Here is a 22355-nt window from a genome sequence, read left to right as displayed (position 1 = left end):
CTCCGCACGCATCCATTGCGGCAGCTTAGGCAGAATGGCGCGGCGGGTATATTCCTGCACGGCAGAATAACTGCTTGGGCAGCACTTATTGGCATATTTTGAGGAAACAGCGCGTCCCGGAGCCGTTCTGACGCCCGGACTGCGCCTCCAGAAAGGGTCAGCCCGCTCTCAGGGCCCGCTGCTGCCCACCCGCAGAAGAATCAGCTCCCGCTCAGGCGCGGCTGGAAAATCCCGGGTTTAGGCCATCGACCACGCCCTAAAGAGGCGTCGCCCGACCCTCGCCATCAAAGAACACGACGCTTTCCGGCGCGAAGGCGAAGGCGATCTGCTGACCCACGGTGAGTTGCCGATCGCCATCGAGCACCGCAAGCAGGGGCACCCCGGATGGCAGGTCGACGCTCACATTCGTCTCGTTGCCGAGGCGCTCGACCAGCGCCACCCGCCCGGCCACAGCACCCGACGGCTGCTCCACCAGGGCGTGGGGGCGAATGCCCAGCGTCAGCGTGTCACCCAGCTTGAGCCCTGCCCCGCTCCCCACCATCGTCATCGGCGCCAGGTCGGGGCCGGCAATGATCACGCTCCCCTCGCCCAGCGCCTCGACGCTGACGGTGATGAAGTTCATTTTCGGACTGCCGATGAAGCCGGCCACGAAGATATTGGCGGGGCGCTGGTAGAGCTCGATGGGCGTGCCGACCTGCTGCACCACGCCGCCATTGAGCACCACGATCTTGTCGGCCAGCGTCATCGCCTCGACCTGGTCATGGGTGACATAGATCATCGTGGCGCCGAGGTCCTGGTGCAGGCGCGAGAGCTCCATGCGCATGTCGACGCGCAGGGCGGCATCGAGATTGCTCAACGGTTCATCGAAGAGGAAGACTTCGGGCTGGCGCACAATGGCCCGGCCGATGGCCACCCGCTGGCGCTGCCCGCCCGACAATTGCCCGGGCTTGCGGTCAAGCAGATGCTCCATCTGCAGGATGCGCGCGGCGTCACGGATCTTGCGGTCGCGCACATCCTTGGGGGTCTTGGCCAGTTTGAGCCCGAAGCCGACATTGTCGTAGACCGTCATATGCGGATAGAGCGCGTAGCTCTGGAATACCATGGCGATGCCGCGGTCGCGTGGTTCGACGTCATTGCACAGTGTATCGCCGATCCACAGCTCGCCGCCGCTGATGTCCTCGAGCCCGGCAATCATGCGCAGCAGGGTGGACTTGCCGCAGCCCGAAGGACCGACAAACACTACGAACTCGCCATGGGTAACGCTGAGGTCGACGCCCTTGATGACCTCGACGGCGCCATAGCTCTTGTAGAGCGATTTCAGTTCCAGTCCGGCCATATGTTTATCCCTTGACGGCGCCAGCGGTCATGCCTGCCACGATCTGCCGGTTGAAGAACAGGAACACCAGCAGCGGTGGAATGGTGATGAGCGCGATATTGGTGAACAGCAGATTGTAGGAGGTGCTGAACTGGCTCTGGAAATTGTAGAGCGTCAGTTGCACCGTCGCATTGGCATTGCCCGGCAAGTAGTAGAGCGGGTTGGTGAAATCGTTGAAGATGGCCACCGACTGCACCACGATATTGGTCACCGTCACCGGCCAGAGCAGCGGCAGCACGATGCGGAAGAACACGTCGAACGGCCGCGCTCCGTCGATGATGGCCGCCTCGTCCAGATCGCGCGGAATGGTGGCGATGAAGGCCCGGTAGAGCAGGATGGTGAAGGGCAGCCCATAGGCGACCTCGATCAGGATCAGCCCGTGCAGGCGCCCGAACAGGCCCATGCCCTGCAGCAGCCAGATGGTGGGTACGACGGCGGGCGGCAGCATCAGCCCGGCCAGGATCAGGAACTCGATCAGCCCGTTGAACCGGGTCTTGCGCCGCTGCAGCACGAAGCCGACCATGGCCCCGAACACCACCAGCAGCGTCACGCTGACCACGGTGAGGATGGTGGAGTTGACGAAGGCCGTCACCAGCATCCAGTTCCGCGTGGTCACCACCTCGACGATATTGCCCCAGAGCGCATTGCCCATCGGCCAGGAAAAATCCAGCAGCGCCGCCTGCCGCTGCTCCTTGAAGGTCATCAGGATGATGAAGGCGAAGGGCACGAGGAAGACGAGGATCGACACCAGGATCGCCACCGCGCTCAGCCAGTAATTGCGGATCAGGGTCATTCATGCCCCTCCTTGCGGTTGAGCAGCATGGTCAGCGGAATGACCAGCGCGGCGATCAGGATGAACAGCACGACATTGCCGGCGGTGCTGAGGCCGTAGAAGCCCGACTGGTACTGCTTGTAGATCACCGAGGCGACCGTATCGGAAGCAAAGCCCGGACCGCCCCGCGTCATCGCCCAGATCAGGTCGAAGGTGCGCAAGCCGCCGATGAAGCTGAGGATGATGACGGTGGTGGTGGCTGGTCGGCTCAGCGGCAGGGTGATGTAGAAGAAGTTCTGCAGCCTGGTGGCACCATCGATGCGGGCGGCCTCGTAATAATCCTTGGGAATGGCGACAATGCCGGCAATGTAGATGACGGTGGCGAGGCCCACCCCCTTCCACACATCCACCAGCGCCACCGAGAACAGCGCCAGATTGGGATCGACCAGCCAGCCCGGCCCCTTGATGCCCAGCAGTGCCAGCCCCTCATTGATCATGCCATTGGTGGGGTGCATCAGCACGGTAAAGGTGATGCCGACGCCGACGGTCGAGACGAGCACGGGAAAGAACACCACCGAGCGCAGATAGCCGCGCGCCGCGATCTGGCTGGTAAGCAGCACCGCCAGCAGCAGGCCCAGCACCACCTTGAGGGCCGAGGTGATGGCGGCATAGAGCACGGTATTGATCAGCCCCTTGATCAGGAAGGGCTCGCGCAGGAACTGGGCGAAGTTCTCCAGCCCGATAAAGGTGGAGTTGAACAGGGTCCACCGCGTCAGGCTGAAATAGAGCGAGGCAAAGGTCGGCACCAGGAACAGCACGACATAGATGACCGCGGCCGGGATGAAGAACCAGCCCGGATAGGGTGAGCGACGCTGCACGGCTCTGGGTTTGCCGGCGGCTTGTGCCATGCCGGCCTGGGTCATAACGGCCATCAACGCCTCCTCAAGGTCGGCAGCCCCGGGCACGAGCAGACACCCGGGGCCGCCTCATATGCAAGAGCCTACCAGCCCGGGAGGCCAAGCTGCTGGGCCTGCTTGCGCACGTCCTCGTCGTAGAGCGCGGCGCCATCGGCAGCGGGGCGGATGCCGGAGCCGACTTCGACCGTGATCTGCTCGAGCGCCGGACCCTTGATGGGCGAGAGGAATTCCAGCGCCGGGCCGTTCTGGCCGCCTTCGGCAAAGTAGGGCAGCATGTCGGTCACGGCCGGCGGCACGTCATCGGGGAGCGTGCAGCCATTGACCAGATAGGGCCCGGAAGCGCCGCCGGCCCGGGTCTGGGCCTCGCAGCCCTCGACGCTGGCCACAAAGGCCACGAACCGCTTGGCGGCATCCAGATTGGAGGTCGTCTGCGGAATATAGAGCCCATCGGGCATCCAGACCGTCAGGCCATTCTTGGCCGCGTCGTCGCCGGGCTGGGCGAAGAAGCCGACATTGTCGATCAGCTCGGGATAAGAGGCGACGATGGCGGTGGTGGCGAAGGTCAGCATGGGATAGTGGGCGGCTTCGCCATTGGCCACCATGCGCAGGCCGTCATCATATTTGGCGGCGCCGAAATCCTCATTGAGATAGCCGGCGTCGAACACGGCCTGGAGCTTTTCAAAGCCGCGCATGGCCACCGGATCGGTGCCGAACTTGGCCGTGCCGGCGGTATAATTGGCGGCGAAATCGGGCTCGGCGGCGCTGACATTGTAGTAGTCGCCCAAAACGAAGAGCTGGCTGGTCCAGGTATCGCCATAGGTCTGGGCCACGGCGACCTTGCCGGCAGCCTTGACCTTTTCGTTATTGGCCATGAACTCGTCCCAGGTCTTGGGAACGGAGAGACCTAGCTGTTCATAGATGGCCTTGCTGTAATAGATGCCGCCGCCCATGGCCGCGCCCATCGGGGCCCCGCGCACGGTGCCGTCCGGAGCCGTCACCACCTGCTTGAACGAATCCTGCACATCGGCCTGCCAGGGCTCGGCGCTCAGATCGACCAGGAACTGCTGCGGATTGATGGCCTGGAACAGCGAACCGGAATTGTAGCGGAAGATGTCGGTCATGGAGCTGGTGGCCAGCCGCGTCTTGACCAGGTTGTCGCCTTCCGAGCCGCCGGGGCGTGTCTCGATGTCGATATTGATGTCGGGATTGGCAGCCTCGAACGACTTCACCAGTTCCTCGGCCACGGCCACGCCGTCGGCGCCGCTGGGAATGAGGTAGGTGAGGTTGATGCTCTGCGCCCAGGCGGCGCCGGTCAGGGCTGTCATCGCCAGCAAGCCAGCCGAGAAGCCGGCCAGCATGGTCCTGCGGGTCGTCGTGGTCATTGGTCTCTCTCCCATTGCGCCCGCACCATGCGGGCTGTTCGCTGCGGCCGCCTGTTGCTCAGGGCGTGCGCGCATTGATGCTGTTGTGATCCCGCGCAGCGCGCGGCACCGGTGTATAGGTGAAGGTGATGACATGGGTGCCCGCGGCAAGCTCGCGCTCGCCGGCGCCATCCCAGGCCACGCCATCGACGCCGGCCTGGCGGTAATCCGGCTTGAGCCGCAGCCGCCCGTGCGAACCTGACGGCACCTCGACTTCGTAGCGCACGCTGTCGCCGGTGGCGGTCCATTCGGCCCGGATCAGCCCCTGCGGACTGGCATGGCTGGCCTTGACCGGCGACAGTTCGCCAATGACGGTGGGCTCGAAGATGATGCTGGCAAAGCCCGGCTCGTTCTCATCGGGCCGGAACCCGGCAACCCCCTCCAGCAGCCACTGGCACACCGCGCCATAGGCATAGTGGTTGTACGAGTTCATCTGCGGATTGTAGATCGTCCCGTCCGGCTGGATGGCGTCCCAGCGCTCCCAGATCGTGGTGGCGCCCATTTTGACCTGGTAGAGCCAGCCGGGAACCTCTTCCTGCAGGAAGACATCGGCCGCCAGGCCGATCTCGCCGATCTTGACCAGCGCCGGCAGCAGCGCCGGCGTGCCGATGAAGCCGGTGCCGATCCGCCCGTCGCAGCGGGCGATGGCATTGCGGAAATACTGCCGGGCCGCATCCTGCCGGTCGGCGGGGATGAGGTCATGCAGGAAGGCCAGGGCGTAGGAGGTCTGGTCGTCGCTGCCGACGCGACCGGCCGGGGTGATGAACTCCTCGACAAAGGCCCGCTTGACCCGGCTGGCCATGCTGCCCAGCCGCTCCGCCGTCGCCACATCGCCGACAATGCCGGCGATCCGGGCCACGAGCGAGGAAGTGATGTAGAGGTAGATCGTCGCCGAGGCTTCGTCGCTGATGGTGGGCAATGGCTTGGCGCTGGGCCCGCTTGGCTGCAGCCAGTCGCCGAAGGAAAAGCCGCGCGCACCCCAGGCCCGGGGCGGATTGACGATCGGGCCGTCGCTGATCGACCAGACGAAATCGACCCATTTGGTCATCGCCGGCAGTGCCTCGCTGAGGATGCCGGTATCGCCATAATGCAGGTAGAGCTGCCATGGCACGATGGCAATGGCATCGCCCCAGCCGGTGGAGCCATAGAAACCCGCATAATGGGTCGGATCCTGCCGCGTCGGGTCGGGCACAACATGGGGCACCGCGCCATCGTCGCGCTGGTCTGCCATGACGTCGCGGATCCACTTGGTGAGAAAGCCGTGCACATCGCCCAGATAGGCGGCGGTGCCGGCGAAGACCTGCGCATCGCCGGTCCAGCCCAGCCGCTCGTCGCGCTGCGGACAGTCGGTCGGCACTTCGATGAAATTGCCGCGCTGGCTCCACAGCGTATTGAGCACCAGCCGGTCCACCAGCGGGCTGGCGGAGGTAAAGCTCGCCGTCTGCTCGGTGACCGAACTGATCGGCACCGAGGTCACGTCGGTTACCGTGGCGTCGCCCTCTACCGTCACCCGCGCATAGCGATAGCCCTGGAAGGTGAAGTGCGGGCGATAATGCTCAATGCCGGTGCCGGCCATTATGTACTGCGTCATCGCTTCGGCAGTGCGGAAATTGACGTTGTAGAAATTGCCGTCCTTGTCGAGCACCTCGGCATGCTCGACAGTCACCGTAGCGCCAGCCGCGCCTTGCACGGCATAGGCAACATAGCCGCCGACATTCTGCCCGAAATCGTGGATGGTGCGGCCTTCGGCGTCGGTCCAGCTCTTGATGGGGACCAGCGGCGCCAGTTCGCGCACCGGGGTCGTCTCATGCGGGATCAGCACCCCGGCGTCGTGCTCGAGCACCCGCGTCCCGGCTGAGACGGTCGGCACGATGCGGGCGTCATAAATTTCGCCGAAATAGATGCCGGACTTGCGGATCGGCAGTTCGCCACTCACCCAGCTGTCGTCGGTGACCAGCAGCGCCGGCGCCGCGCCCGGACCGGCGCGCAGCTCGGCGATGGCGGCGATGTCCTTGCCCCAGGTATTGACGATCGGATGGCCGCCCCACATCAGCGGCGAGCGCAGCCAGCCATCGGCCAGCCAGATCTGGATCGTGTTCTCCCCTGCGCTCAGCAATTGGCCTACCGGATAGCTCTGATAGGACAGCCGCTCGTGATAGCTGGTCCAGCCCGGCGTCAGCAGGTCATTGCCGACACGCCGGCCGTTGATGAAGCAGCGATAGAGTCCCAGCGCGCTGATATGGAGGACTTCATTGCCCGACACGCCATCGAGGGCAAAGGTCTGCTGTACGAAGCTTGCGGGGGTCCCGACGCCCTTGTCCGCCAGGGGCGCAATCATGCGCGCGGTCCAAGTCATGGCAGAGGCCAGAGCTGCGCCGGCATGCGGCATCAAATTGTCCACGAAAACGCCTCCGATAGTCTCTGGCGTCTGCTTGCGCCATTTCGTATAACGTTATCCGTAGACCGATACACAAAACTTGTAAAGCCGGTCTGTGGGGAGGGTTGTGACGGCCAAGCTTGCGCAGGCGACCAGCCTGAACTAGACCCGTCCGGCAGCAATTTCAGGACATTTCGTGAGCCAGAACAGCGACATGACGACAGCCCGCTCGGGGCGCGTAACCATTCGCACCGTGGCGGAACATTCGGGCGTATCGGTTGCCGCGGTCTCCAAGGTGCTGCGCAATGCCTATGGCGTCAGCGCCGCCCTACGGGCCAAGGTCGAGGCCTCGATCGCGGTGCTCAACTATCGCCCCAACGCGGCGGCCCGCGGCATGCGTGGCCAGACCTACACCATCGGCGTGCTGATGGCCGACATCAAGAATCCGTTCTTTCCCGAACTGATCGACGGCATCGACGACGGACTGGAGGGAACGCAATATGTACCGCTTTTTGGTATCGGGCGCGGCTCGACCTCGGTCGAGACGACCATCGTACATGCTCTGATCGACCGGCAGGTCGATGGGTTGATCATGATCGGACAGCGCCTCAAATCCGAAGTGGTGCAGACCATCGCCCGCGAGGTGCCCATCGTCGTGATTGGCCACCATGAACCGGAGGCTACCACTTTCGATTCTGCCAATAATGACGACGAGCGCGGTGGGGCCATGGCGGCGGAATATCTGCTGGCACAGGGCTTCCGACACCCTGCAATGGTCACGCTCGGCCGTATCGACCTGGGCGGGTCGGATGTATCGCAGCGCCGCGAGGTCGGCTTCACCCGGGCGATGCGAGCAGCCGGTTTCGCCGACAACATGATCCGCATTGCCCAGGCCGCCGACAGCCTCGCAGACGTTACGGCCACCGTGAGCGCTTTGCTCGAAAGTCCCAACCCACCAGACGCCATTTTTGGCTGGGCTGACTATTACGCCCTCGAAGTGCTCAGCGCGGTGCGGACATTGGGGCTGCGGGTACCGGAGGATATCGGCGTTATCGGCTACGATAATTCCGGGCCCTGCGCCTTCACCCAGAATGATCTGACCAGTATCGACCAGTCCGGCCGCGAAATCGGGCGGCAATCGGTGCGGCTTTTGCTCGAACGCATCGCTGGCCGCACCACGGCCGAACACTTCATCGTTGCGCCCGTGGTGAGCGCCCGCGGCAGCACCCGTCGGCAGGCCTAGAGCGCCCCGATCAGCCAAGGCAGCAGGCAATGTGCCTGCCGTCGCGAAACGGCAGGCAGGGTGTGCGTTCGTCAGGTCGGCTGCACCAGGCCGGCATCAACCAGCGGCCGGATCGCTTCGATCTCGCGCGCCACGGTTTCCCGCATCGCCTCCGGACCCTCAAGCACGGCGGCGACGCCGAATGAGGTCAGCATGGCCTGCGATTCCGGCAAGACGCTCCAAGCCTTGAGCGCGTCGTTGATCTTGCCGACGATCTCGGCCGGCATGCCCTTGGGGCCGACAATGCCAAACCACAATGTCTGGTCATAACCCTCAAGGCCCTGTTCGGCGACGGTGGGCACGTCTGGCAGTTCGGCGAGGCGCGTGGCGGAGGTCACGGCCAGGGCTTTGAGCTTGCCGGCCTTGATATGGGGAATGTAGTTGGCGGGCGCATCGAGCGAAAACGCGATATGGCCACCCAGCAGGTCCGCCATCAGCGGCGGCGAGCCCTTATAGGGCACGTGGTTGATCTCGATCCCCTCCGTCTGGCCGATGATCGCCGCGCAGATATGCCCCTTGGTGCCCGCGCCGGGATTGCCGATGTTCAGCTGGCCCGGATTGGCCTTCGCATAGGCGATCATCTCCTGCAGATTGTTGGCCGGCGCATCCAGGCTCGCCGTCAGCAAAGCCGGGCTGTCCGCCAGCACGGTGATCGCCTCGAAATCGGCTTCCGGATCATAGGCCAGGCTGGCCTGCACCACCTTGTTGGCCGCCAGCGGCGCGCTACCGCTGACCAGGATGGTATAGCCATCGGGCGCAGAGCGGGCGAGCTTGCCACCGGCCAGTGCGCCAGCAGCGCCGGCCACGTTTTCCAGGATGAAATTCTGCTTGAACTCGGCGGTCAGGACATCGGCGACGAGGCGCGCCAGGATGTCGCTGGTGCCGCCCGGCGGATAGGCCGAAATGACCGTAACCGGCTTGCTCGGCCAGATGTCCTGGCCAAAGGACATCCCGGTCGAGGCCAATAGTCCCGCAGTGCCACCCAGGACGATGAATTCACGTCTTTTCATGTGTTTCCTCCTGCTTGCCCGTTTTCAAATGCCCGGGCTTCGCTGTGATCAGACTTAGCGCACCCGGTCCGCCATCCATATTCATGACGCCGAGCGTTTCATCCCTCGAAACGAGGTCCCCCTAGTTTTCCCCGGCAAGCCAGCGCTCTTCGCCCGCATGAAAGGCGGCCAGCTCGTCCGGCCGGTCGTCGCCCAGCAACTCTTGGTTCACCGCAATACCGCGGCTGCGCTGGATATAGGTCAGGAACTTGTAGGACGGTCGCATGCTGTCGAGCAGGGCCCGGTCGACCGGCAGGGAATCGCCGGCAAAAACGGGGGCCATGACGTCTCGCTCGAACAGGACATGAAAACTGGCCAGCTTCCAGTCGCCGTCCTCGCGCACAGCCCGCGAGAAGAATCGGCAGAACACCTCAAAGTCGATCTCGACGCCGTCCAGCTTGGCCCGGTTGAAGATCTTGGCCGGGCTTTCCACCGTCGCCCGGTCGCCGCGGATCTGGGCGAAGGCGGGAAACACCCAGTGCTTGCTGTTGCCGGTATTGCTCATCCATTTGCGGCTGGCCGCGACATAGGCGTCCCCGCCGGTTCCGTCATACCAGCTGGTGCGGATATAGGCGTCACGGCGAAAGCAGGCCGCCATCACGTCGAACCGGCGCTGGTCGCGCGCAAAGCGTTCCCGGCGCACGAGGTCGAACAGGCTTTCGCGATCGAGATGGTCCTGCAGGCGTTTTTCGCCAATGGCGCTCATGTCATGTCCTCAATAGTGCCGGCAAGCGGCTGGAAAGCTGAAGCAATCACCACCCTGACCAGGTCAATCAATTTCCGTCAGGCCTTCCTCCCGCACGCGACGGAAGGCGGGCAGCAGGATCGAGACCAGCAGCACCAGCGCGATCAGCAGCGTGCCCACGCTGACCGGGCTGGTGAAGAAGACGCTGGCATCGCCATGCGAGATCAGCAGCGCGCGCCGCAGATATTCCTCAGCCATCGGCCCCAGGATCAGCGCCAGGATCAGCGGCGCCGGCTCGGCACCCGCCTTGCGGAAGACATAGCCCAGCACGCCGAACAGGGTCATCAGGTAGACGTCAAAGGCGCTGTTGCGGATGCTGTAGACGCCGATGGCCGTGAACACGCAGATCAGCGGGAACAGGTACCGGTAGGGTATCGAGATCAGCCTGGCCCACAGCCCGACCAGCGGCAGGTTGAGGATGAGCAGCAGCAGGTTGCCGATCCACATCGAGACCACGAGGCCCCAGAACAGCGCCGGCTGTTCCACCAGGATATTGGGGCCCGGCTGCACGCCCTGCACGACCAGGGCGCCGATCATCAGCGCCATGGTGGCGGTGCCCGGCAGGCCCAGGGTGAGCATGGGAATGAAGGCGGTTTGCGCTGCCGCATTATTGGCTGCTTCGGGCGCGGCCACGCCCTCGATGGCGCCCTTGCCGAATTCCTCGGGATGTTTGGAGATCTTCTTTTCCAGCGCATAGGCCGAGAATGATGACAGCAGCAGGCCGGCGCCGGGCAGCACGCCCAGCAGCACGCCAATGCCGGTGCCGCGCAGGATCGGCCCGGTCATCCGCCGCCAGTCCTCGCGGGTGGGAAACAGCGAACTGACCTTGGCAATGCTGGCGGCGCGGCTGCTCTCGTGTTCGAGATTGGCCAGCACATCCCCCAGGCCGAAAATGCCGGTGGCAATGACCACGAAATTGAGCCCGTCCATCAGGTCAGGCGAGCCGAAGGTATAGCGGGCGGCGCCCGAATTGACGTCGGTCCCCACCATGCCCAGCAGCATGCCGAGCAGCACCATGCCGAACCCGGTCAGCAGCGAGCCTGAGGTCAGCACCATCGAGGTGACCAGGCCCAGCACGATCAGCGAGAAATATTCGGTGGGTCCGAAGCTCAGCGCCATGCCCGCCAGCAGCGGCGCGGCAATGACGATGAACAGGGTCCCGACGGTACCGGCAAAGAAGCTGCCAATGGCCGCCGCAGCCAGGGCGCGGCCGGCCTTGCCCTGCTTGGCCATGGCATGGCCGTCCAGCGTGGTCACCACTGAGGATGCCTCGCCGGGCAGGTTCATCAGGATCGCCGTGGTCGAGCCGCCATATTGCGAGCCGTAGAAAATGCCGGCCAGCATGATCAGCGCCGTATCGACGGGCAGGCCGAACGTGAAGGGCAGCAGCATGGAAATGGTGGCGATCGGCCCCAGTCCCGGGAGCACGCCCACGGCGGTGCCCAGCAGCACGCCGGCAAAGCAATAGGTGAAATTGGTGAGCGTGCTGGCCGTCTGGAGGCCGAGCAGCAGCCCGCTGAAGATATCCATGTCGAACTCCGGGAGTTATCAGGGGGCGCCCATTGCCTGCAGCCAGCTACCGACCAGCGGTATGGGCAAACCAAGCAGGGTGACGAACAAAATGCCGCAAATCAGCGAAAACACCGCGGCGCCGGCAACGGCCTTCCAGTCGAACTGAAAGCGAATACTGGCCGAAGCAGCCCCGATGCAGAGCAGCAGCACGGCCAGGGGCAGGCCCAGCTTGTCGAGCAGGAAACCGAAGGCAATGATCGCGCCCGAGACGATGAAAAGCGGCAGCCACCGCGTCATGTAGATGACCTCGGACGTGCCGAGCCGCGCGCGCAGCAGGATGCCGATCCCGGTAAGGCACAGCATAGCGGAGATGATGATCGGGAAAAAACCCGGCCCCATCCGCCCCGGCGTGCCGAGCGGATAGTCCAGTCCGAGCAGCAAGGCCACCAGGCCAATGGCAAGGAACAGGCCTCCCTGAACGACATCCTGAGTTAGTTTCACGGGCACTCCTCCTGTGCTGACGCCTTCTTTGCCGGTCGAACGCCAGCTTTGTATGCCTATCCGGGATAGCCCAGCACGGCTTTGACCTCGAGATATTCCCGGAAGCCGTAGACACCGAATTCCCGACCATTGCCGGATTGCTTGTAGCCACCGAAGGGCAGGCTGCGGTCGAACGCCGCGCCGTTGAGATAGACCCGGCCGGCGCGGATCCGCCTGGCCAGCTTAAGCGCCCGCTCCGGGTCACCTGACTGGACAAAGCCGGCCAGACCGAAGGGCGTGTCATTGGCGATGTCGATGGCCTCGTCCTCGGTCTCGTAATTGAGGATCGACAGCACGGGACCAAAAATCTCCTCGCGCGCGATGGTCATCTGCGGCGTGACATCGCCGAACACGGTGGGATGGACGTAATAGCCGTGGTTCATCGCGGCCGGGCGGCCCAGGCCGCCGGCAACCAGCGTCGCGCCTTCGTCGAGGCCTGCCTGGATGAGCCTTTGCACCTTGTCGAACTGGCCCTGGCTGACCAGTGGCCCCAACGTGGTTTCTGGCAGCAGCGGATCGCCCAGGCGGATGCTGGCCACGGCCGCCTGCGCCGCGTCAAAGGCCGCCTCGCGCTGCGAAACATGCACCAGCATGCGGGTGGGCGACTGGCAGTTCTGGCCGGCATTGGTGTAGCAGGCATACACGCCGGCAATCACCGAGGCGCGCAGGTCAGCATCGTCGAGGATGATATTGGCCGATTTCCCGCCCAGTTCCTGCGCCACGCGCTTGACCGTGGGGGCGGCCAGCATGGCCACGCGGGTGCCTGCGCCCGTCGAGCCGGTAAAGGACACCATGTCCACCTCGGGATGGGAGGCAATCGCCTCGCCAACCCTCGGTCCGTCGCCATTGACCAGGTTGAAGACACCCGGCGGCAGGCCGGAATCATGGATGATCTCGGCCAGGATCATGGCGCTGAGCGGCGCCATCTCGCTGGGTTTCAGCACGACGGTGCAACCGGTCGCCAGGGCCGGCGCCACCTTGGAGGCCACCTGGTTGAGCGGCCAGTTCCAAGGCGTGATCAGCCCGCAGACGCCGATGGGTTCGTGGCGGACGATGCCGGCGCCCATGGGCTCCTCGAAGGCAAAATCGGTGAGGACGCGCACGGCTTCCTCGAAGTGGAACAGCGCAACCGTCGCCTGGCGCTCGGTGGCAAAAGTGATGGGCGAGCCCATTTCCAGCGTCATGGTGCGCGCCAGCGCCGGCAGCCGGGCCCGGAAGCCATCGATGATGCCGTTCAGCCAGTCCAGGCGCTGCGCGACGCTGGTCTCGGCATAGAAGGCAAAGGCGCGACGGGCCGCCGCGGCGGCACGGTCGACATCGGCCGCCGAGCCGAGACTGATCCGGGCAAAGCTCTCTTCCGTGGCCGGATTGACCACGCCAAGCGTCGCTGGAACGGCGGGATCGACCCACTGGCCGTCAATATAGAATTTCAACCTGTCCATGCCGGCCTGCCTTGTGCCCGTCGGGCAATTACTGCCTCAGTAGTAGATCATCCGCCCGCGGCCGCAACGCGCGAGGCGGCGCGTTCCGTCAGGCGAATGCCCGGTTCACAGATGCCGTCCCTCATCGACCGGCACGACAATGCCCGTCGAACTGGTGAGGTTGACGATGCAGGCCACGACGGCCCGGGCCACGTCATCGGGGGTGGTCACATGGCCCAGCGGCAACCGCTCGGCGGTCTTTTCCAGCCGCTCGCGAGTACGGCCAGGCACGAAGCCGGTATCCACCCCCGCTGGCGACACTGAAAACACCCGCACCCTGGGCGCCAGCACCTTGGCCAGCGCAATGGTCAGGGCGTCGACACCCGCCTTGGCCGCCACATAGGCCAGGCTGCTGCCCAGGCCCGTGCGCGCCGCAATGGACGAGACATTGACGATGGCGGCGCCATTGCCGCGCTCGAGCAAGGCCCGGAAGGCGCGCACCACGGCGAATGGCCCGCGCAGATTGATCATTACCGTCTGGTCGAAGATCGCGTCGCTCAGTGCATCGAGATCGCCAGCGGCGACCGGGGTGGTGGAGCCACCGGAATTGACCAGTGCGTCGAGGCTGCCGAACCGCTGCTCGATGGTCGCGGCGGCGGCGGTGATGGTCTCGGCATCGCCCATGGCAATGCGCAGGGCCAGGTGGCCGCTGCCCGCCAGGCCGGCAACGACCTCATCGGCCAGCGTCGCCCGGCTATTGTAGCCGATGACGACTATCGACCCCAGGGCGGCAAGCCGCGCCGCCGTCGCCCGGCCGATACCGCTGCTGCCGCCGGTGACCAGCACCGTGCGCGGCACCGCCAGCGGTGGAATCTCGATCAATGGCATAGCAATCTCCCCTGCCCGCGCCGCCGCGTCAGGCACCATAATCCTTGAGCGCCGCCGTCGCAGCCGAACGGATGAAGCCGTGATCACTCGAAATCACCATGGCCGACGCGCCGATGGAAGCGACGAAGTCAAAGTCGGCCCGGCTGGTCGGCAGCATCATCAGCGGCGTATCGGCGTCTTTGGCGGCGGCCGCCACGCGTCGGGCAATCTCACCGACCTTGCTGGCCGCTTCGGGATCATCCCGGAACGACGCGGTCAGATCGCCACGGCCGACAAACAAGGCGTCGATGCCCTCGACGCGCGCAATATCGCCGGCCAGGTCGATGGCGTGCTGATCCTCGATCATCGGGATCACCGCGATCTGGCTGTCCTGCAGCGCCATATGCTGGACCGGGCCGGCACTGCCCCAGTTGCTGGCACGCGACAGGCCGACAAAGCCGCGGCTGCCGCGCGAATAATGCGCGGCGCGGACGATGGCCGCTGCCTTCTCCACGGACGCCACATGCGGCACCATGATGCCCATGGCGCCGCAGTCCAGGGCGGACAGCACATTGGCCTCGGTAAATTCGGCAAGCCGGACAACAGGCGCCAGGTTGGACGCCCGCGCCGCAAAGATCATCAGGTCGGTCATGGCCCGGTCGAGCGGCGCATGCTCCTGGTCGATGATGATGAAATCATAACCGATCTGGCCCAGCATTTCGATGACCTGCGTGGTCGGCAGCTTGACGAAAGTGCCGAACAAGCGCTGCCGGTCGAGCAGGCGTTGACGGAACGAGGAAAAATGCGGGCGCGGGTCGGACATGTGATCTCCTTGTCCGCTCCTTCTACACACCACAGCTCCAGTGACCGACCTTGAACGGCCACCGTTTCCCTGTGCGAAATGGCCGGCGGGGCCGTTTCTGCAAGCGAAACGCCCGACGAAACGCATTGCCGTTGAGGCCGCAGCAGTGGGACCTAACGTGCCAGTGTGCTGTTCAAAGGACCCCAAAGTGGCCAATCCGACTATCCTCACCTGCGCGGTGACGGGCAATATCACGACGCTGGCCCAGACCCCCTACCTGCCCGTGACGCCCGAACAGATCGCCAATGCCGGCCTCGAGGCGATCCGTGCCGGCGCGGCGATCATCCATGTGCATGTGCGCCATGACGATGGCCGACCGAGCATGGAGCTCAAGCATTATCGTGAAGTGGTCGAGCGCCTGCGCGCGGCCGACGAGGACGTCGTCATCAACCTGACGACAGGGCCAGGGCAGCGCTTCATTCCCAGCGAAGACAATCCCAGCGTCGCCGCGCCCGGTACCACGCTGATCCGTCCCGAACCCCGCGTCACCCATATCGAGGCCCTGCGACCGGAGCTGTGCAGCCTCGACTTCAACACCATGTTTTCGGGCACCTCGGTGGTCATCAACACGCCGAATAACCTGTCGATCATGGCCGAGCGCATCCAGGCGGCCGGCGTTCGTCCCGAGATCGAGGCCTTCGACAGCGGCGATATCCAGCTGCTCAACGACATGGTGCGCCAGGGCAAGCTGGAAGCGCCGGTATTTTGCCAGATCGTGCTGGGTATTCGCTATGGCGCCATCGCCACGACCGAAACGCTCGCCTATCTGCGCAGCCTGCTGCCGGCCGGGTCGAACTGGGGCGGCTGCGGCGTGGGCCGCTTTGAATTCCCCATGCTGGCCCAGGCCTGGCTGCTGGACGGCCATGTGCGGGTCGGCCTGGAAGACAACATCTTCCTCGAAAAGGGCGTGCTGGCCCGGAGCAATACCGAGCTGGTCGAAAAGGCCGTGCGCATGGTGCGCGACCTGGGCGGCACCATGGCCACCCCCGGCGAGGCACGCGAAATCCTCGGATTGAAAAAGCAGGCGCCGCTCCCGGCGTGACGGCGCACTTCATCACGCGACAGGACATCGAAGGAAGAACACCATGTATACTGCGAGCGACCCCCGATCCACCCTGGCCGGCAGCGGCGCCAAGCCCGAAGCCGGCTGGGTGCATACCAGTTTCTTCGGCTCCCAGCTGGCCCTGTTCTATGGCACCGCGCCGCAGGTCAGCGACGCCGGCGGCGAGACCTGGATTGCCCGCGGGCAGAACTTCGTCCTGGCCTATAGCAAGGCCGTGGCCGGCGGCAGTTTCGTGCGCAGCGCCCAGCCCGACGAATATGCCGTGATCATTCCCGACGCGGAGACCCAGGTGGAGGTTACCACCGCTGCCGGGGCCGAGGTCGTGCCTGGTTATTCCGTGGTTTTCGTGCCGCCCGGCGACAGCAGCATCCGCATGCTGACATCGGGGACGATCATCCGCCTGCTGACGCCCAAATCAACAGACATGGCCGAGGCGGCCTCGAACGCCGACGCCTTCCGGCAGCCGCATCCCAATGTGCCGCCCTTCCAGCCCTGGCCCGAACCGGCCGGCGGCCTGAGGCTGCGCTGGTACACCTTGGATGTGCCGGAAGACCCGTCCCGCTTCGGCCGCATCTATCGCTGCACTACCTTCATGATCAACTTCCTCACGCCTAGAAATGGCCCGCGGGCGCGCGACAATGTCTCGCCGCACCATCACGACGATTTCGAGCAGTGCTCGCTGGCGCTCAGCGGCGCCTTCACCCATCACCTGCGCTGGCCATGGACGACCAATATGAATGTCTGGCGCGAGGACGAGCACCTCTATTGCGAGTCGCCCTCGGTCTGCGTCATCCCGCCGCCCTCGATCCACACCACCACGGCCGAGGGTCCCGGCGTCAACCAGCTGGTCGACATCTTCGCGCCGCCGCGCCTGGATTTCTCGGCCAAGCCCGGCTGGGTGCTCAATGCCGATGACTATCCGATGCCGGAAAGCTGAGGTTTCGGCCGGCTGTGAAAGCAGTGAGGCCGGGATGCTGATGGCATCCCGGCCTTCTTATTGGTCAGTTGGCAAAAGGGCGGGATGAGCGCACTCACGCGCTCCTCCCGAAAAAATCAGGGCGTGAGGCCGACCAGGCGGGCCGGGTTGTCGGCCACCATGGTGCGCACATCGGCTTCGCTGAAGCCGAGCGCCAGGCACAGCTTGATGGCCTGCCGCATGCCTTCGACCGGGGTCGGATTGTCGACCTGGCCGAGATCGGAGCCGATGGAGGAATTGGCGACGCCGGCGGCCTCGATATGTTCCTTGAGCTCGGTGGGCGAATAGACGTTGAAGCGCGAGTCGACATACATGGCCGCCGACTGCTCGACGATGACGCCCAGCTTGGCGAAATCGGCAATGTCGGCATAGGTGAAGTGCAGCCCATACATCGGATGGTTGATCAGCAGGCGCTTGACGCCGCGGCTGCGCGCCTCGTCGAACAGCTTCCAGATTTCCCAGACATGCAGGTGCCCGGACGACAAGATGACGTCGAACTCGGCGATCTGGTCGAGGATCTGCTTGACCACATCGAGCACATTGCCGAGCTCGTCGACCACGGTCAGCGCCGGCGAATTCATCAGCGCGACATTGGACACCAGGCGCGACTTGCGGTGCGAGCTGCGGATGTGATTGGCCGATTGCGCCGTCGGCATCCAGATCAGCTTGGCGCCCATCTTGAGCTGGGCATCGACCACATAGGGGTCCAGACCCCCGGTGGAATTGTTGAGCACGAGACCGCTGAACATCGAGAAGTCGGGCTTGTCGATCAGCCGCTCCATCAGCGGGATGAACGGCGCCACCGAATAGTGGTGATCCTTGAACAGCACGCCGCGCATGCCGGCGACGATGGCCTCTTCGGCGGCCTGCATATGGTCGAGCTGGCGCGGCATGGTGGAGGGGCCGGAATGGACATGCAGGTCAAGCGCGCCCTTGAGGATGCTCGCTGCAAGGCCCTCGTCGACCCCTGCCATGAGGCGCCGTGCCTCTTCCCGATTCTGTTCACTGCTCGCCATCGTGGTCTCCCGCCTTGTACCGGTTCGGCATAGTGGTTGACGGCGGCGCTCCTCAACCTATAGTCCGCCCTGTTTCGTGCTACGAAACGTACGCCGTCGCTCAGGGAGGGGTGTCAGTGGGAATTCGATCGATCGAACGGGGTTTGACGGTGCTGCTGGAATTGAACCAGCAGCCGATCAATACCATCGCGCAGCTGCATGCCCGCACGGGGCTGCCCAAGCCCACCCTGGTCCGCATCCTCAAGACGCTCGAGGAAGCCGGCTATGTCGAAAACGACTCGCGCCAGGGCGGCTATCAGGTCAGCGCCATGGTCACCTCGCTGAGCTCGGGCTATCACAAGAGCCCGCTCGTCGTCGAAGCCGGGCGGGCCTGGGCCCTCGCCATTACCCGCAAGCACAAATGGCCCATCGCCATCGCCCTGCCCGACTATGACAGCATGGTGGTCCGCTTCAGTACCGTGCCCGACAGCCCGGTCTCGCCCTTTCACAGCACGGTCAACCGGCGTCTGCAGATGCTCACCCGCGGCCTGGGCCTGGCCTATGTCGCCTTCATCGAAACCGAGGAATTCGACCTCATCCTCGACGTGCTGGCCAAATCGGATGATCCCGAGGATGGGCTGAGCCACCATCCCGACGAGATCCGGCGCATGCTGGCCCATATCCGCAAGGTCGGCTACGCCACGCGTTCGTCCATGGTCGAGCCGCGCAACTCCAACACCATTGCCGTCCCGATCATCAGCCAGGAAGGGCGCGTGCTGGCCAGCCTGGGCCTGACCTATTTCAAGTCCGCCTTTGCCTCCGAACTGGAGGCCTGCCAGCGCTTCGCCCCTATCCTGCAATCGGCCGCCGTGGCCATTTCTGATGACCTCGGCCGGCTGTCGCGCAACATGTCGGTCGACGTCAGCGAATTCGGCTCGATCCCCTGAGCGCCTAGGGGCGCTCGCCGGCGTGGTCGGCATTGACCGCCAGCACCACCTTGCCGAGCTGTTCATTGGCGTCGAGCAGCTCATGCGCCTGCCGCACCGCGGCGAGCGGAAACACTGCGTGGATGCGCGTGACCATGCTGCCATCCGCCAGTAGGGGCCAGACCGCCTCGACCAGCGCCGTGGCGATGCGGCCCTTATAGGCGGCAGGTCGCGGCCGCAGCGTCGAGCCGGTCAGCGTCAGCCGGCGCCGCACCAGATCGCGAATATTGACCTCGGCCGTGGCGCCCTGGTGGCTGGCAATAAAGACCAGCCTGCCATCGGGGGCCAGCAGGTCCAGCTGCTGCTGCACATAGGGACCCGCCTGTGCGTCCAGCACCACGTCCAGGCTATGCGCGCCGGCATGCTGGCGGATGGCCTCGGCCCAGTCGCCGCGATAGTCGAACACGGCATCGGCGCCCAGATCCATGCAGGCCGCGCGCTTCTCCGCGCTTCCTGCCGTGGCAAAGACGCGGGCCCCGCGCAGCAGCTTGGCCATCTGCATGCCGGCCATGCCGACGCCGCTCGTGCCGCCCTGGATCAGCAGCGTCTCGCCTTCGGCCAGCCGGCCCAGCCAGATGATATTGTTCCAGGCCGTGAAAAAGGCCTCCGGCAGCGAAGCCGCCTCGATGAAGCTGAGGCCCGCCGGAACTGCCATGCATTGCACCGCCGGCACCACCACGAAATCCGCATAGGCGCCGCCATTGCTCAGGGCACAGACCGCGTCGCCGACCTTGAGCGACTCGACACCCTCGCCAAGGGCGGCAACCCGTCCCGCAGCGTCGAGCCCGGGAATATCGGTCACGCCGGGCGGTGGCGGATAAAGCCCGCGCCGTTGCTGGATATCGGGACGGTTGACGCTGGCGGCATAGACTTCCAGCAGCACCTCGCCGGGGCCCGGCGCGGGCATGGGGCGGTCGACGATATCGAGGACTTCCGGCCCCCCTGGCCTTGTGATCTGAACAACACGCAAACTGACCGCTCCTTGTTTGACTACCGGGCTATCAGCTTGCGCCCTCCTCGCAAACCGGCCGTCACCGCGTTTTCGCTGGATGGAACGATGGCCTGGATGCACCAGCGTTCCGCCTGCCGGAACTGCCGGTCAATGGCCTTGTTCCGCGCCGCCCATACCGCGAGGGTTGGGTGTCGACTCGGCGACCGACTAGCGTCAGAAATCGATCATCACCCAACCGGACTGCCGAGCCATGACCATCCATGCCGACCTTCTCGCTGCCTTGATCTTCCTTGTCTTCGGTGCCCTCGCCATTGCCATCGGCTACGGCTATGGCTTTGGCACAATGGCCGCCCTCGGCTCGGGCGCCATGCCCATGCTGGTCGGGGCGGGCCTGTGTGTCATGGGCGTGGTGCAGCTGGTCCAGACCCGCGCTGCGCGGCAGACGGGAGAGCAGCTCGTCTCGGCTTTCTCGCGCCGGGGAACCCGGCCCCTGCTGTTCATCCTGGGCGCCATTCTCGCCTTCGGCCTGCTGATCGACCGGCTTGGCCTGCTGCCGGCGCTGGCCGCGCTGGTGGGCATCAGCTGGTTTGCCGATGCGGGCGGGCGCAAGCTTGAACTGCTCGCTGTGCTCGTGGCCGTCGCCACCCTCATCGTCGCCATCTTCTACTTTGGCCTCGGCATCCCGTTCCGCCTCGTGGCCTGGAGATTTTGAGCATGGACCTCTTTTCCTCGCTGGCCATGGGGCTGCAGGTCGCCGTTACCCCGGTCAACCTGCTCTATTGCCTGATGGGCGTTACCCTGGGCACAGCCATTGGCGTGCTGCCCGGCGTCGGTCCCATCATCACCATCTCGCTGCTGCTGCCGCTGACCTTCGGCCTCACGCCGGAAGCCTCGATCATCATGCTGGCCGGCATCTTTTACGGCGCCGCTTATGGCGGCTCCACCACCTCCATCCTGGTCAACCTGCCCGGCGAAGCCTCTTCGGCGGTGACCTGTATCGATGGCCACCAGATGGCGCGACAAGGCCGTGCGGGCGCCGCGCTGGCGGTGGCCGCGCTCGGCTCGTTCTTTGCCGGTACGGTGGGGACGCTGATGATTGCCCTGGCCGGCCCGCCGCTGGCGGCCATCGCCATGCGGTTCGGCGCTGCCGAGTATGCCGCCCTGGTCTTTGTCGCACTGCTCAGCACGGCGGCCATGACCCGCGGCGGCGTGGTCAAGGGCATCGGCGTCGCCCTGCTCGGCATGGTCTTTGGCACCGCCGGGTCCGACGTTTCGACCGGCCTGTTCCGCTTCACCTTCGGCATACCCGAGCTGCGCGACGGCGTTGAATTCGCCGTCCTGGCAGTGGGTCTGTTTGCCGTGGCCGAGATCATCGGCAATATCGGCGAACCGCAGGGCCAGGCCGTATCCTCCAGCAAGATCGGCCGGCTCTGGCCGACCCGCGACGACTTCCGTCGCTCCTGGCCGGCCGTGCTGCGTGGCACCGGTCTCGGCGCGCTACTCGGCGTCCTGCCCGGCGCCGGCCTCGCCATGAGTTCCTTCACCGCCTATATGGTGGAAAAAAGCGCTTCGAAAGAGCCGGAGCGCTTCGGCAAGGGTGCCGTCGAAGGCGTTGCTGCCCCCGAGGCCGCCAACAATGCCGCCTCCCAGACCGCCTTCATTCCCACCCTGCTGCTGGGCGTCCCCGGCAGCCCTACCATGGCGCTGATGCTGGGCGCCTTCATGATCCACGGCGTCCAGCCCGGCCCCCGCATGATGGGCGACCATCCCCAGCTCTTCTGGGGCCTGATCGTCTCGATGTGGATCGGCAACCTCTTGCTGGTCGTGCTCAACCTGCCATTGATCGGCCTCTGGGTCCGGCTGCTGCGGGTCCCCTATCACTGGCTCTACGTCTTCGTGCTGGCTTTCGCCTGTGTCGGCGTGTTCACGCTCAGTTCGTCGGCCTTCGACATCTACTCGCTCGTCTTCTTCGGCGTGCTTGGCTACCTGCTCAAGGCAGCAGGCTGCAACCCGGCCCTGTTCATCCTGGGCTTTATCCTCGGCCCGATGTTCGAGGAGAATTTCCGTCGCGCCATGACCCTTTCGCGCGGCGATCCGATGGTCTTTCTCGAGCGGCCCATCAGCCTCACGCTGGTGCTCATTGGCGTCGCCGTGCTGGCGGCCACCACCACCTCCTTCGTTCGCCGCGGCCGAGCCGAGGCGACGGACTAGCCAGACGCGCAAGCCACAAACAAGAACGCCGC

20 protein-coding genes are annotated in these 22355 nt (G+C 64.9%); 6 read left to right on the top strand and 14 right to left on the bottom strand.

Annotated elements, in window-relative coordinates:
* Positions 1-256: 256 nt before the first annotated feature.
* The 5 genes from GDR53_RS16975 to GDR53_RS16955 form a co-directional block, all read right to left on the bottom strand.
* Positions 257-1336 (bottom strand): ABC transporter ATP-binding protein, encoded by a 1080-nt coding sequence (locus tag GDR53_RS16975; RefSeq protein ID WP_193335612.1) that lies wholly within the window; start codon positions 1334-1336, stop codon positions 257-259.
* A gap of 4 nt (positions 1337-1340) precedes the next feature.
* Entirely contained in the window at positions 1341-2168 is an 828-nt protein-coding gene (locus tag GDR53_RS16970; RefSeq protein WP_193335611.1) for a carbohydrate ABC transporter permease, read from the bottom strand.
* Positions 2165-3070, bottom strand: a complete 906-nt coding sequence (locus GDR53_RS16965) for a carbohydrate ABC transporter permease (RefSeq protein WP_232846841.1) — start codon at positions 3068-3070, stop codon at positions 2165-2167. The genes GDR53_RS16970 and GDR53_RS16965 overlap by 4 nt, the downstream gene beginning before the upstream one ends.
* 77 nt (positions 3071-3147) lie before the next feature.
* Positions 3148-4446, bottom strand: coding sequence for an ABC transporter substrate-binding protein (locus GDR53_RS16960; RefSeq protein ID WP_193335610.1), 1299 nt, complete (start codon positions 4444-4446; stop codon positions 3148-3150).
* 58 nt (positions 4447-4504) lie between these two features.
* Positions 4505-6823 carry an alpha-L-rhamnosidase gene (locus GDR53_RS16955; RefSeq protein ID WP_232846659.1) on the bottom strand — a complete coding sequence of 773 codons (2319 nt, stop codon included), beginning with the start codon at positions 6821-6823 and terminating at the stop codon, positions 4505-4507.
* A gap of 235 nt (positions 6824-7058) precedes the next feature.
* On the opposite strand from GDR53_RS16955, the gene GDR53_RS16950 reads away from it, so the two are divergent.
* Positions 7059-8105, top strand: coding sequence for a LacI family DNA-binding transcriptional regulator (locus GDR53_RS16950; RefSeq protein WP_193335609.1), 1047 nt, complete (start codon positions 7059-7061; stop codon positions 8103-8105).
* Between the two features lie 71 nt (positions 8106-8176).
* Here GDR53_RS16950 and GDR53_RS16945 read toward each other — a convergent pair whose 3' ends face one another.
* The 7 genes from GDR53_RS16945 to GDR53_RS16915 all read right to left on the bottom strand — a co-directional run bounded on the left by GDR53_RS16945 (position 8177) and on the right by GDR53_RS16915 (position 15101).
* Entirely contained in the window at positions 8177-9154 is a 978-nt protein-coding gene (locus GDR53_RS16945; protein ID WP_193335608.1) for a Bug family tripartite tricarboxylate transporter substrate binding protein, read from the bottom strand.
* A gap of 121 nt (positions 9155-9275) precedes the next feature.
* On the bottom strand, positions 9276-9899 hold the full coding sequence (locus GDR53_RS16940; protein WP_193335607.1) for a nuclear transport factor 2 family protein: 624 nt from the start codon (positions 9897-9899) through the stop codon (positions 9276-9278).
* A gap of 63 nt (positions 9900-9962) precedes the next feature.
* A complete protein-coding gene (locus GDR53_RS16935) occupies positions 9963-11468 on the bottom strand; it encodes a tripartite tricarboxylate transporter permease (RefSeq protein WP_193335606.1) in 1506 nt (501 codons plus the stop codon).
* An 18-nt stretch (positions 11469-11486) separates the two neighbouring features.
* Positions 11487-11951 (bottom strand): tripartite tricarboxylate transporter TctB family protein, encoded by a 465-nt coding sequence (locus tag GDR53_RS16930; RefSeq protein WP_193335605.1) that lies wholly within the window; start codon positions 11949-11951, stop codon positions 11487-11489.
* Between the two features lie 56 nt (positions 11952-12007).
* Positions 12008-13432: an aldehyde dehydrogenase family protein gene (locus GDR53_RS16925; protein WP_193335604.1), complete on the bottom strand. Its 1425-nt coding sequence runs from the start codon at positions 13430-13432 to the stop codon at positions 12008-12010.
* A gap of 105 nt (positions 13433-13537) precedes the next feature.
* A complete protein-coding gene (locus tag GDR53_RS16920) occupies positions 13538-14299 on the bottom strand; it encodes an SDR family NAD(P)-dependent oxidoreductase (RefSeq protein ID WP_232846658.1) in 762 nt (253 codons plus the stop codon).
* Between the two features lie 28 nt (positions 14300-14327).
* Positions 14328-15101, bottom strand: coding sequence for an HpcH/HpaI aldolase family protein (locus GDR53_RS16915; protein ID WP_193335603.1), 774 nt, complete (start codon positions 15099-15101; stop codon positions 14328-14330).
* Between the two features lie 187 nt (positions 15102-15288).
* Here GDR53_RS16915 and GDR53_RS16910 point away from each other — a divergent pair, with 187 nt between their 5' ends.
* Positions 15289-16182, top strand: coding sequence for a BKACE family enzyme (locus tag GDR53_RS16910; protein ID WP_193335602.1), 894 nt, complete (start codon positions 15289-15291; stop codon positions 16180-16182).
* 43 nt (positions 16183-16225) lie between these two features.
* Positions 16226-17140, top strand: a complete 915-nt coding sequence (locus GDR53_RS16905) for a cupin domain-containing protein (RefSeq protein WP_193335601.1) — start codon at positions 16226-16228, stop codon at positions 17138-17140.
* 116 nt (positions 17141-17256) lie between these two features.
* Here the strand turns inward: GDR53_RS16905 and GDR53_RS16900 are convergent, their stop codons facing one another.
* The gene (locus tag GDR53_RS16900; RefSeq protein ID WP_193335600.1) at positions 17257-18195 is read right to left on the bottom strand and encodes a DUF6282 family protein; all 939 of its coding nucleotides are present in this window, start codon (positions 18193-18195) and stop codon (positions 17257-17259) included.
* Between the two features lie 116 nt (positions 18196-18311).
* Here GDR53_RS16900 and GDR53_RS16895 point away from each other — a divergent pair, with 116 nt between their 5' ends.
* Complete coding sequence (locus GDR53_RS16895) at positions 18312-19121, top strand: DNA-binding transcriptional regulator (RefSeq protein ID WP_193335599.1); 810 nt, start codon at positions 18312-18314, stop codon at positions 19119-19121.
* 4 nt (positions 19122-19125) lie between these two features.
* Here GDR53_RS16895 and GDR53_RS16890 read toward each other — a convergent pair whose 3' ends face one another.
* Positions 19126-20130, bottom strand: coding sequence for an NAD(P)H-quinone oxidoreductase (locus tag GDR53_RS16890; protein WP_193335598.1), 1005 nt, complete (start codon positions 20128-20130; stop codon positions 19126-19128).
* A gap of 232 nt (positions 20131-20362) precedes the next feature.
* Here GDR53_RS16890 and GDR53_RS16885 point away from each other — a divergent pair, with 232 nt between their 5' ends.
* Complete coding sequence (locus GDR53_RS16885; protein WP_193335597.1) at positions 20363-20824, top strand: tripartite tricarboxylate transporter TctB family protein; 462 nt, start codon at positions 20363-20365, stop codon at positions 20822-20824.
* Between the two features lie 2 nt (positions 20825-20826).
* Entirely contained in the window at positions 20827-22323 is a 1497-nt protein-coding gene (locus GDR53_RS16880; protein WP_193335596.1) for a tripartite tricarboxylate transporter permease, read from the top strand.
* Positions 22324-22355 lie beyond the last annotated feature (32 nt).

Origin of the sequence: Devosia beringensis, from assembly GCF_014926585.1 — a bacterium.
In the GTDB taxonomy this organism is placed as follows: Bacteria; Pseudomonadota; Alphaproteobacteria; order Rhizobiales; family Devosiaceae; genus Devosia; species Devosia beringensis.
This window is presented reverse-complemented; position numbering and strand designations above follow the sequence as displayed.